The 14384-nt window shown below is 62.3% G+C and carries 12 protein-coding genes and 2 pseudogenes; 8 read left to right on the forward strand and 6 right to left on the reverse strand.

Going from position 1 to position 14384, the window contains the following annotated elements; translation table 11 throughout:
- Positions 1 to 75: 75 nt before the first annotated feature.
- From B1756_RS19805 to B1756_RS19175, 3 genes and pseudogenes are all read left to right on the forward strand, one after another.
- Positions 76 to 303, forward strand: a pseudogene (locus tag B1756_RS19805) (nucleotidyltransferase domain-containing protein); the annotation flags it as partial.
- Positions 304 to 361: 58 nt separating this feature from the next.
- Positions 362 to 868 (forward strand): HepT-like ribonuclease domain-containing protein, encoded by a 507-nt coding sequence (locus B1756_RS19810; protein WP_228434499.1) that lies wholly within the window; start codon positions 362 to 364, stop codon positions 866 to 868.
- Between the two features lie 187 nt (positions 869 to 1055).
- On the forward strand, positions 1056 to 2000 hold the full coding sequence (locus B1756_RS19175; protein ID WP_152031264.1) for a hypothetical protein: 945 nt from the start codon (positions 1056 to 1058) through the stop codon (positions 1998 to 2000).
- 224 nt (positions 2001 to 2224) lie between these two features.
- Here B1756_RS19175 and B1756_RS19815 read toward each other — a convergent pair.
- Positions 2225 to 2559: pseudogene (locus B1756_RS19815) on the reverse strand (RNA-guided endonuclease TnpB family protein); the annotation flags it as partial.
- Positions 2560 to 2990: 431 nt separating this feature from the next.
- Between B1756_RS19815 and B1756_RS19820 the strand changes: the two are divergent.
- The 4 genes from B1756_RS19820 (at position 2991) to pheT (ending at position 8645) form a co-directional block, all read left to right on the forward strand.
- Positions 2991 to 3326, forward strand: a complete 336-nt coding sequence (locus B1756_RS19820) for an SHOCT domain-containing protein (protein WP_228434501.1) — start codon at positions 2991 to 2993, stop codon at positions 3324 to 3326.
- Positions 3327 to 3490: 164 nt separating this feature from the next.
- On the forward strand, positions 3491 to 5074 hold the full coding sequence (locus tag B1756_RS06320; RefSeq protein WP_086887781.1) for a tryptophan--tRNA ligase: 1584 nt from the start codon (positions 3491 to 3493) through the stop codon (positions 5072 to 5074).
- A 332-nt stretch (positions 5075 to 5406) separates the two neighbouring features.
- The gene (gene pheS, locus B1756_RS06325; protein ID WP_086887782.1) at positions 5407 to 6933 is read left to right on the forward strand and encodes a phenylalanine--tRNA ligase subunit alpha; all 1527 of its coding nucleotides are present in this window, start codon (positions 5407 to 5409) and stop codon (positions 6931 to 6933) included.
- Positions 6933 to 8645 (forward strand): phenylalanine--tRNA ligase subunit beta, encoded by a 1713-nt coding sequence (gene pheT, locus B1756_RS06330; protein ID WP_086887783.1) that lies wholly within the window; start codon positions 6933 to 6935, stop codon positions 8643 to 8645. Before pheS ends, pheT begins: the two co-directional genes overlap by 1 nt.
- 22 nt (positions 8646 to 8667) lie before the next feature.
- Here the strand turns inward: pheT and B1756_RS06335 are convergent, their stop codons facing one another.
- From B1756_RS06335 to B1756_RS06345, 3 genes are all read right to left on the reverse strand, one after another.
- Positions 8668 to 9474, reverse strand: a complete 807-nt coding sequence (locus B1756_RS06335) for a DUF7260 family protein (protein ID WP_086887784.1) — start codon at positions 9472 to 9474, stop codon at positions 8668 to 8670.
- Positions 9471 to 10367: a DUF7551 domain-containing protein gene (locus B1756_RS06340; protein ID WP_086887785.1), complete on the reverse strand. Its 897-nt coding sequence runs from the start codon at positions 10365 to 10367 to the stop codon at positions 9471 to 9473. The genes B1756_RS06335 and B1756_RS06340 overlap by 4 nt, the downstream gene beginning before the upstream one ends.
- Before the next feature lie 412 nt (positions 10368 to 10779).
- Positions 10780 to 10977 carry a hypothetical protein gene (locus tag B1756_RS06345; RefSeq protein WP_004215684.1) on the reverse strand — a complete coding sequence of 66 codons (198 nt, stop codon included), beginning with the start codon at positions 10975 to 10977 and terminating at the stop codon, positions 10780 to 10782.
- Between the two features lie 228 nt (positions 10978 to 11205).
- Between B1756_RS06345 and B1756_RS06350 the strand changes: the two genes are divergently transcribed.
- Complete coding sequence (locus tag B1756_RS06350; RefSeq protein WP_086887786.1) at positions 11206 to 11514, forward strand: non-histone chromosomal MC1 family protein; 309 nt, start codon at positions 11206 to 11208, stop codon at positions 11512 to 11514.
- 274 nt (positions 11515 to 11788) lie between these two features.
- On the opposite strand, the gene B1756_RS06355 is transcribed toward B1756_RS06350, so the two are convergent.
- Positions 11789 to 12532, reverse strand: coding sequence for a bacteriorhodopsin (locus tag B1756_RS06355; protein ID WP_086887787.1), 744 nt, complete (start codon positions 12530 to 12532; stop codon positions 11789 to 11791).
- Positions 12529 to 14175: a methyl-accepting chemotaxis protein gene (locus B1756_RS06360; protein WP_086887788.1), complete on the reverse strand. Its 1647-nt coding sequence runs from the start codon at positions 14173 to 14175 to the stop codon at positions 12529 to 12531. Before B1756_RS06360 ends, B1756_RS06355 begins: the two co-directional genes overlap by 4 nt.
- Positions 14176 to 14384 lie beyond the last annotated feature (209 nt).

The raw sequence follows: 14384 nt of genomic DNA on the forward strand, positions 1-14384 counted from the left end.
TATCGTGGGTCGTCAGCGACACCAGTTCACCCGGGCGGCGGAATTCTTTTGTGACGATGCGGTATCGATTCACGTATTGATACGAGCGACGAGCGTGCAACCGCGCTCGCCACGCTCGAGGATTCGCTCAGTCGTGATCCGGACGTCGAGTTTGCCGTGGCGTTCGGTTCGCAGGTCTCGGGCGATCCCACCCGATCGTCCGATTTCGACGTTGCCGTCAAATTCGCGAAGAAGTTGTCACCTCGAGAGCGATTTCGAAAGCGGTGTTTCCTCTCCGGGGACCTCCAACGCGAGGGGGAACCGTTCGTCGATACTTCAGATATCGAAGAACTTCCGCTCGAGGTCGCCGCCGACGCCGTCGATGGCTCCTTCGTTTGCGGTGACGAACAGGCGTTTCGGCAGTTCAAATCTGAGATCGAAACTGAATTTTCCGAGCGTCGATCCGACATCCGTCGACACCAGCGCGACGTTATCGATCGAATCGCGGAGCGTGGCTTGCGTGGCTGACGAAGGAGTCGTCGCGGTGAAACTCGAGCAGATCGAACAGTACCACCGCGAACTGAAAGAAAAACAGGCGACACTCTCTTGCCAGGACCTGCGCACGAATACGACCGAACAACGCGCTGTCGAGCGAATGTTTGAGAACGTGATCCAGGCGTGTGCCGACCTCGCCCAGCACGTCGGCACCCACGACTTCGGGTACTATAGCCACGTCAATCGGGTGGGTGAGCGACGCTTGTTTATCGTCATCAGTTGTTTTCTCGTCGAGGAGATGCGCTGCATCGGTCGAAAATTCGAGTTCTGTCTTGAGTTCGATGTCGCTTCCATCGGCCGTGAGTACGACATCGCCGTGGACGGTAGCCAGTAGGTCTCGATCAGGAACTACCGATAAGCCGTCTCTATCGTGCGATTTTTCCCTAAATAAAGTCGACCAGCCACAACGACTTATTGAGTCAATTCCCACATCAAACATCATGGGACATAAAATCCAATAGTAATATCCAAAAGATATATATATACATATATATATAGATAGATAGAGTTTTGAAACAATCATGGATAGAAGAACTATCTTGCAATCGATTACTGCAAGCATCGCAACAGGAACGGGCATCGGCAGTGTGAGTGCTGAATCTCCTGGAAGGAAGTCGGGAGATAAAACGTGGAGAGAATTAAGGGGAATAGAACATAAAAGGACACTCACTATCATTAAAAACGATGGTGATGTGAAAGAGCTTGTAGACAAAGTTGCTGACGACGGTTGGGAACCAATGTGGGGTGAGACTGTTGTTTACCGTACATCGCTTGAAATCGATGGCCAAGAAGGAACATCCGATTCAACCGCTGTGCCCTTCAAGCATGAAGAGGACTTAGCAGATGAAGAAATGTTTTTAGTTTGGCTCGGTAACAGTACCATTAACGTGGATGAGGGGGCTGCACTCCATCATTTGGAATATGATGCTGGGCAGCTTGAAACTTTCTCGGATGTAAAGACCAATGAAGGTCCTTCCACAAATTTTGAACGATCTACAGCATATACCATCTCCGAAAGCGGAATCGAAGCTGAAATCACTGATCAGGATGCTGAATCCACTGATATTCCTGAATTGTCAACTGCATCAACCGGATACTGCACGGTTAATGTATGTGAAACCACCTCAGGCGATTGGGATACCGCATGTATTGCAAGACTCGCCTTAGCAGCTACCGGTTCAACACTTGGATGCCTTGGATCAGCAATAAAGCCATCCCTAATCGTTGCCTGTGCGATATCTGTTGGACTGACCGCTGATCAACTAGCCCAGTGTTCAGGCGTATACGACGGCTGTCAGGGGGGTGGGGTGCAAGAGATGACCATTGAACAGGAATGGCTTTGGAACTATGCAAGTTGGGCACCCGGCCAACATGCTAGCGCCAACCCATGTAACCGATATGCTCCTGGGACCGGTGCCTATATGCCAATCCACGAAGACGACATTGATGATGCACCAACTCGATAGTATTGATATAATTGAATAAACGGCAACCTCCGTCACATATTGTTATGAACCGTTTTTATTGGAACTTGATGATCGGGTTATTTATGTTCTCATACGGCATTCTTGAATTTACGCTCTCGTGGACAGAGGGGAGAACAATTCGGGGGATTTTAGCCGGTATACTCGCCATGTACGGATGCGTTCATATTTGGCTTACGATCAAAAGTTGAGTTCTATTCGGCATTGTTTAAACGCCCCACTTCATCGCCTGCTGAATCGCTGGGTTCAAATTCGACTTTGCAGACGAAGCGCAGTTCCCACTCGTCGCTGTTCCAGACGGCACAAACGTTCTGTACTCGGGTAAATTCTGAGAGGTCAACGTCTGGACGGGTCAGATACTCACAGAGGATGAAGTCAGACCAACTCTCTGTGAGGTTTGACCCTTTAGCGTGAGACCGTCGGTCTCACGGACCATTCGAACGGGCGCATAGCGCCCGTGAGAAGAAGCCGGGGGGTTTGCCTCTGGGTATTTCTGTCGCAGGTCGAACCACGACTGGAACGCATCAGACAGTTCTTCGATGACTTTCTGTGCTCAAAAATCTTCGATTTCTGAGGACGCCGTGAACGGTGGACTTCTCTCGCTGTTCAAAGATAGGCTACAGCGAGGTGTGCGAACTGCTCTATAGTAACAACTGAAACTGTTTGCACACCGATCGCACAGCCGTCGTGCGATCGGGTGCGCACTGACTTTCAGTGGCTACTATAGAACGACCTCTCGGTTTACGATGCCTACAGCCAGCAAATTGCCAAGTGGATCCAAGCCGACTACAAGCGTTCCGGATTCGAGAATTCCTAATTATCCCTTCATCCGCTTGGCCAAAACGAGTGACTGGCCGGCCTCTCGAGGTGTCTGACCCGGTACGGTCGGGACTGAGCGGTCTCGAGCCCGCGACGAGAGAGCACTCGGTCGGTTCCCAACGTTTTTCGTAGCTGATTGATACGATACGAACGATGTACGACCTGATCCACCGGTTCGCGCCCTCGAGTCCCGCCGGTCGGACGGCCGTCGCCATCGTCGCCTCTCTGGTGGGCGTTCCGGCGGCGGTGCTGGGACTCCTGATGGTGTTGGGCGGGGGCGGGCTGGCGGGGCTGGCGTTTCTCTTCGTCGGCCTCGCGACGCTGGCCGTCGCCGGAACGCTGACCCTCGGCGTCGTTCGTCAGGCCAACGCCGCCCCCGACGCGACGCCGCTCACCGCGCCGCGAACGGACAACGACGGTGGGAACCGCCCGGGGAGGCGGAGACGCCGGTCGAGACGATTCGGCGCCGCTACGCGACGGGCGACCTGAGCGACGACGAGTTCGCCCGGCGCCTCGAGCGACTTCTCGAGACCGACGAACTGGGCGACACGACTCGCGAACCCGAACGAGAACTCCGCTGAGGTCCCGCCGGTGAGCCCCTACGAGCGATCGAAGCCGAAGCCTTTTCGCGCCGTCGAGCCACACTCGAGGTAATGACCGGAGACGACCCACTCGAGGAGTCCGCGTCAGGGGAACCGCGTACCGACGGCGGGACGGAAGCAGGCGCTGATGACGTCGCGCTCGACCCCTGGGGCTCGTCGACCGTCTCCGACTACCGCAAGCTCTTCGAGGAGTTCGGCATCGAGGAGTTCGACGAGATACTCGAGGAGGTGCCGAACCCCCACTACCTGATGCGCCGCGGGGTCATCTTCGGCCACCGTGACTATCGCCCGGTCGCCGAGGCCCTCGCAAAGGGCGAACCGGCGGCCGTCCTCTCCGGGTTCATGCCAACCGGCGACCCCCACATCGGCCACAAACTGGTCTTCGACGAGATCATCTGGCACCAGCAACAGGGTGCCGAGGCGTTCGCCCTGATCGCCGACCTCGAGGCCAACGCCGCTCGCGGAATGAGCTGGGAGGAAATCGACGAGCACGCCCGGAGTTATCTGCTCTCGCTGCTCGCACTCGGATTCGATCCCGAGAAAGGGACCCTCTACCGCCAGTCGGAAAACCGCGAACTGCAGGATCTGGCGTTCGACCTCGGCGCGGAGGCGAACTTCTCGGAGTTCCAGGCCATCTACGGCTTCGACGGCGAGACGAGCGTCTCGCACATGCAGTCGGTCGTCACCCAGATGGCCGACATCTGCTACCCGCAACTCGAGGAACCGATCCCGACCGTGATCCCCGTCGGCCCCGACCAGGACCCCCACGTCCGGCTCGCCCGCGACCTCGCCGAACGGATGCGCTACTTCAAGGTGAGCGAGGCCTACGCGAGCTTCGAACTCGACGCTGACGAGCGCGCCCTCGTCGCCGAGTGGTACGACCGGCTCGACCCCGCCGAGTTCGACGACGACGACCTCCGCTGTGTCCACCTCGCCGAGACGCTCGCGGAGACGCCGCTGTCCGAACTGGAGACCGACGCGGCCACGCTCGATTCCGTGCTGACGAAACTCGAGGAGGCCGGCATGGAGCCGCTTCGTCCCCGCGTTCGCTTCTTCGACCGCCGGGCCACCGACGAGGCCTTCGAGGCGCTGATCGACGCCATCGAGGGCGAAAAGCGCGTCTACGAGGGCCACGTCGACGCCTTCGACGTAGAGCGCGCCGAAGCCGAGGAGCTGGCCCTCGAGGTCGAGGTCGCAAACGGCGGCTACGGCTTCCGCCCGCCGTCGTCGATCTACCACCGGTTCATGACCGGCCTGACTGGCGGCAAGATGTCCTCGTCGATCGCCGCCAGTCACATCTCGCTGCTCGACGACCCCGAGGAGGGCTACGAGAAGGTGAAGTCGGCGACCACGGGCGGGCGCGAGACGGCCGAGGAACAGCGCGAACTCGGCGGCAAGGCCGACGAGTGTCCGGTCTACGAACTGTACGCCTACCTGCTCGCGGGCGACGACGACGAGTTCGCAAAGCGCGTCTACGACGAGTGCGTCGGGGGTGAACGCCTCTGTGGCGGCTGCAAGGAACAGGCCGCCGAACTTATGCGCGAGTTCCTCGCCGAGCACCAGGAGAAACGCGCAGAAGTCGAAGAGCTACTCGAGGAGACGGGGATCGAACTCGAGTCCTCGCGGCGTCGGTAACGGCGCTGACCGAGCGCCACTATTGCAGGCGACCGTGACCCGTGGGACCCCATCGCAATATTTTTGGCCCGGCCCACGTACGTTCGACCGATGACGACCGAATCCCACGAGAGGGAGGTAGACGGCGTCGACGTTCGAGTACGACACGTTCGCCCGGGATTCGGTTTTGTTTTCGATCGGTAGCCGGATCGGTGGACCCCCCTCGAGCGCTCGAGGGGGTGAAACCGTCTGGATCGACAGGTCGGCTCCCGCATTCGGCCGCCCGTGGCGGTTCGAGTCGGGAGCGAGTCGGAACCGCTAACTGACAGCCCATCAGCCTTCAACACAAGCGAATGCAACTACCAGAATCACAGGTCGCGGTGCTCGAGGCCGCGAGCGCCGACGAGGCGACGTCCGTCGACGCCCTCGCCGCGGCGACCGACCTCCCCCCGGAGACCGTCACCGGGGCCGCCTTCGAACTCGAGGAGGAGGGACTGCTCGCCGTTTCCGAACGCGTCGACGAAACGATCACGCTCACCGACGAAGGTGCCGGATACGCCGACACGCAATTGCCCGAGGTCCAACTGTACCAGACCGCCCTCGAGGCCGGTGCTGACGAACAAGCGGCCCAGATGGGACAGGTCATCGGCCAGTCCGGACTCGAGGGGCCACAGGTCGACATCGCGCTGTCGAACTACGCCCGGAAGGGATACGGCGCGATCGACAGCGGTGAAATTACGGCCGACCCCGACGCCGATCCCGGCGCTGACGCCGAGGCGAACGCACTCGAGGCCCTTCCAGCGGCGGAGGACGCGCCGATCGACAGCGTCGACGTCGGTTCGGAGACGCTCGAGCAACTCGAGCGCCGCGGCCTCGCAGAACGCCGGGAGTCGACCGTCCGCGAGGTGACGCTGACCGAACGCGGCGTCACCGAGTTGATGGCCGGCCTCGAGACCGCCGAGACGGTCGGGCAGGTCACACCCGAACTCATCACCAGTGGCGACTGGCAGGACGTCGAGTTCGCCGAGTACAACGTCGAGGCCGACGCCGAGCGCTTCGAGGGTGGTAACGTCCACATCCTGCGCCAGACCGCCGAGCGGGTGAAAGACGTTCTCGTCGGCATGGGCTTTCAGGAGATGGAAGGCCCGCACGTCGACGCGGACTTCTGGATCAACGACTGCCTGTTCATGCCACAGGACCACCCCGCGCGCACCCACTGGGACCGGTTCGCCCTCGAGTCGCCGACCCACATCGACGACCTGCCGGACCAGCTCGTCGAAGACGTCGAACGCGCCCATCGCGAGGGCGTCGGCGCAGACGGCGAGGGCTATCGCTCGCCGTGGGACGAGGACTTCGCGCGGGCGCTGGCGTTGCGCGGACACACGACGTCGCTGTCGGCACGCTACCTCGCCGGCCACGAGATCGGCGAGATCGAACCGCCAGCGCGGTATTTCAGCGTAGAAAAGGTTTACCGGAACGACACGCTCGATCCGACTCACCTGCTCGAGTTCTTCCAGATCGAGGGCTGGGTGATGGCTGAAGATCTCTCGGTGCGGGACCTGATGGGAACCTTCGAGGAGTTCTACGCCCAGTTCGGGATCACGGACATCGAGTTCAAGCCCCACTACAACCCCTACACCGAACCGTCGTTCGAACTGTTCGGTACCCACCCGACGACGGGAGAACTGGTCGAAATCGGCAACTCGGGCATCTTCCGCGAGGAGATGTTAGAGCCGCTGGGCGTCGAGTGTGACGTGATGGCCTGGGGACTGGCCCTCGAGCGTCTGCTGATGCTCATGTACGGCTTCGAGGATATCCGGGACATCCACGGGACGCTGTGTGACCTCGAACTGCTGCGGAATACGGAGGTGACCTACTGATGCCCACGGTCGACATCGACCCCGACGAACTGCGCGAACTGACCGGTGCGGAGGCGAAAGACGACGATGAACTCAAAGAGGACCTGTTCGGCCTCGGCCTCGAGTTCGAAGGCCTGACCGAAGACGGCACGTTCGAACTCGAGTTCGCGCCCGACCGGCTCGATCGGCTCTCCGTCGAGGGTGTCGCCCGCTCGCTGCGCTACCACTACGGCGATTCTCGCGGGGTGCACGTCCCCTCGACGAACGACCCCGACTGGACGATTCGCGTCGACGACTCCGTTCCCGAGGAACGGCCCTACGTGACGGGCGCGGTGATCCGCGACGTAAATCTGGACGAAGAGAGTCTCGACTCGCTCATCCAGCTCCAGGAGAAGCTGCACGCGACGATGGGACGCAAGCGCGCGAAGGGGGCGATCGGGATTCACGATCTGGCAATGCTCAAAGGGACCGCCGCGACGGAGGGGACCCCAACGATCGAGTACGTCGGCGTCGAACCCGACGGCGAGACGTTCGTCCCGCTGGACTTCGACCGGGAGGTCACGCCGGCGGAGGTGCTCGAGGAACACCCCACCGGTCGCACGTACGCCGACCTCGTCGAGGAGTACGAGCGCTACCCGGCGATCTACGACGACCTCGGGCTGTTCTCGTTCCCGCCGGTGATCAACGGCAAGCGTACGGAAGTCACGACGGGCTCCCGGGAGCTATTCGTCGAGATGACCGGCACCGACCAGTGGACGATCGACAAGATGCTGACCATCGTCTGCTACGCGCTCGCGGCCCGGGGGGCGACGATCGAACAGGTTCGGATCGAATATTCGAACGACGAGATCGTCCGTCCTGACTTCTCGACGAAACAAAAGACGGTCGCCCACGACCGCATCGAGGCCATCCTCGGCATCGGGCTCGCACCCGACGAGGTGATCGACCTCGCCGAACGCTCGGGTCTCGAGGCCGAAAAGCGCGAAGACGAGGAGGAGAATCTCGTCTACGACGTCACGATCCCACCCTACCGCGTCGACGTCCTCCACCCGCTGGACGTCATCGACGACCTCGGGCGGGCCTACGGCTTCAACGAACTCGAGCCGAAGTACCCCGACGTCGGCACCGTCGGCGGCCGCCACGAGCGCTCCCGGCTCGAGCGGTCCGTCCGCGAGCAACTCGTGGGGCTGGGCTTCGAGGACCTGCTGAACTTCCACATGATCAGCGAGGCGGAGAACTTCGATCGGCTCGGGATCGCGCCCGACGACGACGTCTTCGGTGCTGGCGACCCCCCGACGATCAAAGGGCCCTACAGCGAGGACTACACCATGCTCCGGACGTGGGTGACGCCCTCCTTGCTGATGGTGCTCGAGCGCAACACCCACCGCGCATACCCGCAGGACCTCGCCGAGATCGGCTTCACCGCCGCCCTCGACGACGCCGAGAATACGGGCGTCGGCGAACGACGTCGCGTCGGGGCCGTCCTCGCGAGCCACGACGCCGGCTACGAGGACGCCAAGGCGCGTCTGCAGGCGCTCTGTCGGCGGTTCGACGTCTCCCTCGAGACGCCGCCCACCGAGCACCCGACCTACATCCCCGGTCGGACGGCGAGCGTCGTCATCGGCGGCGAGGACGTGGGTGTCATCGGCGAAGTCCACCCGAAGGTGCTGGTGGAACACGACCTCGAGGTGCCCGTGGCGGGCTTCGAGTTCGATCTCGCGGCGCTTCGCTGACCCGGCTTCTGTTTTCGACCGCTTACACTCGCCGCGTCAGGTGGTCCCGCACGGCTCGCTGACAGTCCGCACAGGCTCGCTCGAGGCGCAGCGTGGTCGACAACACAGGATACGAGACTGGGAACTCACAGTAGAGGTAGCGAGTGACCGAGCGCTGCCGGACACCAGCGCTGGCGTGATGTGAGGCAGTCCGCTGGAGCGTCGACTGGCGCTTCTCGAGCAGTCGCCGGCAGCGCTCGCGATGCTCGGCGAGGGCCTCGTGGCGTTCCTGGAGGTCGTCGAACCCGAGGTCCAGCAGCGGCGTCTCGTCCGCACGACAGAGCCATTCCGTAATCGAGTCGACCGTGGTCGCCGCAGCCTCGAGCGACTCGGCCTCGCGAGCGACTGCTCGCTCGAGGGCCAGACACTCGTCTCGGCGGTCGGTCGCCGCGGCGAGAGTCGCCCGTTTTACCTGTGGGGTGAACGCGCTCTCGGTCTCGGCGGAGAGCGCCACGGCCACGTCGGTTCCGAGCTCCTCGGCGATGGTCTCGAGGAGCGGTTCGGGCTGGTCGATGTCGGCGACGCTGTAGGGCCGGATCGTATCGGCGAACAGGTCACGAACCTGCTCACAGCGGTCGTCAGTCTGGTCGCCGCCCCACTGCGATCGCGCCGCGAGGACCACACCGCCATCGGCGAGCGGCGGCGTCCCCGCGGAGCCGGGTGGGCTCACCGGCGATAGCTCCCGGACACCGGCTGCGAAGCGCTCGATCGCCGCCAGATTCCCCTCGAGGTGGTCGCGCTCGTCTGCGACGCGCTCGGTCGCCCGGTGGATCGGCGTTCGAACGGTCACGGCTCACACCCCGGCGTCGCGCGAACGATCCCGTTCGCAGCCGACGGTGCCGTCGACGAGACGACGAGTCGCCACGATGCAGACCGGTCGGCCACTCGTTCGACGCTCGAAATCGCGAGGCCGTCACCCGGTTGCCGTCGGAGCAACTCGAGGCCGAGCGGAAGCGTGACGAGTCGATCCGCCGAGCGACCGAAGGCGTACTGCTCGAGTGTGACGCTCCAGGAGCCACGTCTCGACCCGGTTGCTGGCGTCGGTTCCAGCGAATAACCAGTGACTGCCGCGACGGCCTGGAGTCGCGAGAGGGTGGCCTCGAGCGGCGGCCCGGTCGGCTGGGACGATGGAAGCCGTGTCGCGGCAGACTGGAGGAGTTCGAGCTGTGCTGCGGGCTCGAGTGCCGTCTCGAGTTCCGTCGCCATGCTCTCGACGAGCGTGAGACACAGTTCGTCCGGGTGGCTCGTCGACTCGGCGACGTCGAAGTAGGTGTCCATGATCGCCCGTTCGACGTCGGCGTGTGACGACGCCGCGACGGCCTCAAAGACCGCGCCAGCGACCGCGTGACAGAAGTCGATCGTCGACGGCTCAGTGCACGTGTCCGACTCGATCGACCGGCCCGTCTCGGGGCTGACGAACCCGTCGGCCCCGACGCCGTCGTACGGACGCTGGCAGGCGATCACGTCGTAGTACGGAAGCTGTGGATCGTACCGCCTGAGCGCCGCCCGATACTGTTCGGTCGCTCTCGCGGCCGCGCGGGCGGTCGCCCGCGTCTCGAACGTGAGTCCCGCTGCGGGAACGGGACGTTCGCCCGTTCGCCCACAGATGAGACCGTATTCGCCCGAATCGCTCGCGAGCGATTCGACGTACCGCCGGATGTCGTCGAGTGTCGCGCCGACCATTTTAGGCCACCCTAAAATCCGAGAGCTATTAAATTTCTAGGTGTGCCTAAATAGGGGGAAGGAACGGCAGAGGGCCACCGGATCCTGGAGCGCTCGAGCAGAAGCGTGGGAGAACGACTGCGTTCACGGAGGAAGCGGCCTCGAGGTGCTGGTGCTGGCTTTGAGTTCGGCTCGAGGCGCTGCAGTAATCGGCGCCCTTCCGCATTCTCGAGACTGGGGACCGTTGTCTACCGGGGAACCAGCGTATCGTACCGCGAGCGACCGAAGTGAGCGAGCGGCTCTTTTTAGTCCAGATTTTTGCGCTCAGCGCGGGACCTCCGGTCCCGCGAGCCGTGCGAACGGGCACTCTGTGCCCGTGAGCAGAGAGTGGTTCGCTCGCGGAGAGCGAACCCGAGGCGTAAAAAGGTGGGTTCTAGAATTCGTGTTCTACGTCATCTTCGTCGGCTTTCTGGATGATGATCTTCCCGTCCCGGACGCGGACGAAGACCTCGTCGCCGATATCCATGCCCGCGACTGCGAGTTCGTCCTCGTGCAGGTTGAGGTGGACGTTGTGGTAGTTTCCGTCTTCGTCTTTCGCACCGCTCGGACTCAGCTTCTTTTTCCGTACCATCGCGGGATTCTACGTCGAACTTCGCCGTACCATATACTTAAGTGTTTTCTACCACAGAGCAAGCAAGCGGACGGGCCCGTTCCGGCCTCGTGCCCGGAATCGACACGCTGAGCGGATAGTGCGGACTGATTGGAGGTTCGACCTACATAAATATACCGGCGCCCTCGGTCGCTTTTCGGGGATATCTTTATGTCGGGCCGTGTGCTGAATTGACACGGAGGCGAAACCATGGTACGTGAAGACGGTAAGCGAAACTTCGCACTGCGCGAGTCGAACGGGGAAGAGTCGAGCGTCTTTTCGGGGAATACACCACGCCAGGCGGCGCTGAAAGCCGCCCGGCGTCTCGAGCCGGGCTCGAGCGAGGACGACGCCGAGCGTGTCGAGCTCAGGCTCCGAGAGAAGGGCACGGACAAGGTACACATCTACGACGGCTGGGCGTGGGAGCAGACCGCGCCGGACGACAAGCCGGACTGGATGCCCGACGAGATCACCGAGGCGAACGTCTCGAAGAAGGGGATCGAACACCTGGACGAGTGACCGAGACGATTCGTTGTTCTGTAACCGGCGTGAGAGAGCCATCTCCGGTGACTGCGCCGGTCTACCGGTGATCCGATCACTGGCTGACTCGCGCGTACCGCCAGGCCGCGAGACCGTCTGCGCGGGGTTCGGACTGTTTTCTGCGATCGTCGTCGGACGGTTCGAGTATCGAGCAGGCTGCAAGGGAGGTGCCGGTCGCTTTCGAATCGAGTTGCGGCGTGAAACGGAGAGACTGAGACGAAGGCGTGATCGGGCGAGAAAAAGACGGCGTCTGTCAGCCTGCGGCGTCGGGTTCGGCACCGTCGACGCGCTCGAGGGAGCCGACGGTGTCGGTCGTCCAGCCGGCGTCGGCGAGGTCCTCGAGCGCGTCGGCGTTCGTCAGGGTCAACACGCCGAAGGCGGTGACGAGGAGGATCTCGACGTAGACGACGGCGACCTGGCCGACGAAGTCGGTCGCGATGAGCCCGAGTCCGTCGGCAGCGACGAGCCCGTTGACGACGAGACCGATCCAAGCGAGGACGACGAGGTACTTGAGCTTGTCAAACAGCAGTGCTCGTGCGTCGGTCGTTGCGGTCGCCGACTCGGTGTACGGCCCGAACAGCAGGTAGATGCCGGCGGCGAGCAGGGCGAACGGGACGAGTGTCGCGAGCAGCCCGAGGATGCCATCGAGGAACCAGGCGATCAGGGTGATCCAGACTCGGCCAAGGACGATTCCGAGGAGCGTGAGGAACAGCGTTCGGCCGACGCCGGCGACGGCGGCGAGCACGTAGACGATCGGCACCCACATCACCGTGTAGCCGATGAACCGAAGGAAGTCAGTCTCGACCCCGAACTGCGTCTCGACTGGCGTCATCAGGAGGTACGCAATCGCCATCGCACCGGGTGCGAGGACGATTGCGTAGCCGAATCGCCGGCAGCGAGCCGGAAGCGACCGCGTCCACGCGAAGAGCGCGACCGTCACGGCGACGAGAACGAGCCCAGAGAGTTCCAGCATATACGTATCCATGAACTCGATCATGGCCGCTTACCTCCATCTGTGCTCACGGCGGCCTGTGGCCGCCGGGACTCGCGGTCGATCGTGAACGCGTCGATCAGCTGACGGAGGTCCTCTGCGTCGTCGCCGAGGTCGGTCGCGGTCTGGGAGACGGAGTCGACCGTCGCGCTGGTCTCCTGTGAGGCAGCAGCCACCTGCTGAGCCTTGTCGCTGGTCTCGTCTGCAACCTGCCCCACGTCGTCGACGATGACCGACAGCTCCTGGGCGGCATCGGCCTGATCGTCGGCCGTGCGAGCGATCTGCTGGATGCTCCCGTCGACGGCGTCCATCTCGGTCGCGATCGTCTCGAGTCGAGACTCGAGGTCGTCGACGACGGTCGCCGTCTCCTTCATGCTCGAGTCGACCTCCGAGATTTCGTCGGCGGTCGTCTCCGTCCGGTCTCTGATCGACTCGAGGGTGGTCTCGATGTCGTCGACGGCGGACATGGTCTCTTCGGCGAGGGACTTGATCTCGTCGGCGACGACGGCGAAACCGCTACCGGCCTCGCCCGCCGTCGCGGCCTCGATCGAAGCGTTGAGTGCGAGCAGGTTCGTCTGGTCGGCGATATCGTCGATGAGCGCGATGATCTCCTCGATCTGTTCGGTCTCGTCGGCGAGCGCATCCGCGGTGTCGACGACCGTCTCCGTGTTGTCGACCAGTTCGTCGATGTTCGTCGCCACCTCGGAAGCGGCCTCCTGTCCCTCGTCGGTCAGCGTCGCGACCTGTTCGGACTGGTCAGCGATCTCGCTGGTGGTCGAGGCGACCTCTTCGGTCGCGGCGGACAGTTCGCTGACCTCACCGGCAGCGTCGTCGAGGTGCTGTGACTGTTCGGCTGCACCGTCGGCGATCTCTTGCACCGAGGAGGCGACTTCCTGGCTGGCCGTGCGGATCTCCCCACTCGAGTCCTCGAGTTCGATCGAGACGGTCTCGACCGTGTCGGCGGCATCTTTCACTTCGGCGATCGTCTCGCCGATCCGATCGAGCATCTCGTTGAACGAGGTCGCGATCGCCTCCATCGCTTCGTTGTCGACCGACGGGTCGAGTCGTCGGCTCAGGTCACCCTCTGCACACGCGTCCATCACTTCGGAGAAGTGCTGGGCCTCCGCGACGAGTTCCTCGTTCTGGCGTTCGACCTCTTGACGGGTTTCCTGGAGACGCGCTCGTTCTTCCTCGAGTTCGTCCGCACGCGTTTCGGCCGCTTCCTGGGCCTGCTGGGCCCGCTGCTGTTCGGCCTCCAGGTCCTCGAGGGTCCCCTCCAGAGAATCACGCATCGTTTCGATCGAGTCGTAGAGACGGCCGATCTCGTCGACCCGGTCGCTCTCGAGGTCGACGTCGAAGTTTCCGTCGCCGATCTCTTCAGTGCGATCGCTGAGTCGGCGCAGCGCCAGCGAGACGTTGCCACCGAGGACGATGCCGAGCAGGCCGAGGTTCATGATAAACACGACGACCAGCCCCGTTATCGCGGAGATGGCTCGCGTTTCGGCTTCGTCTGCTGGTCCCGTCGTTGCGTGAGTTCCGAAGAGAACCGCGAAGGCGAGCGTAAGGACGAGAACGCCCCCCACCATCGCGGCGATCTTCGCACTGTACCGCCTGCGTATCCGATCCGGAGTGAGTGTATCGATCACCATACGTTACCCGACCGAACGATCCCACCATCGCAGTGAGTTTCGGCTAGTTGAGACGAGTGTCTTGAATCAAGATAATAGTTATCGCCGATTAGAAGAGGACGAATCCTGTCCCCAGACGGAGTATTAGTCCATGTGAGTGGATTGGACCTCTCGTGAAACAAAAAACCGAGTCTTGGTTTGTAAGGATTTAGACACGGAGATTTAGCGGC

The sequence above is a fragment of the Natrarchaeobaculum aegyptiacum genome (genome assembly GCF_002156705.1).
GTDB lineage: Archaea > Halobacteriota > Halobacteria > Halobacteriales > Natrialbaceae > Natrarchaeobaculum > Natrarchaeobaculum aegyptiacum.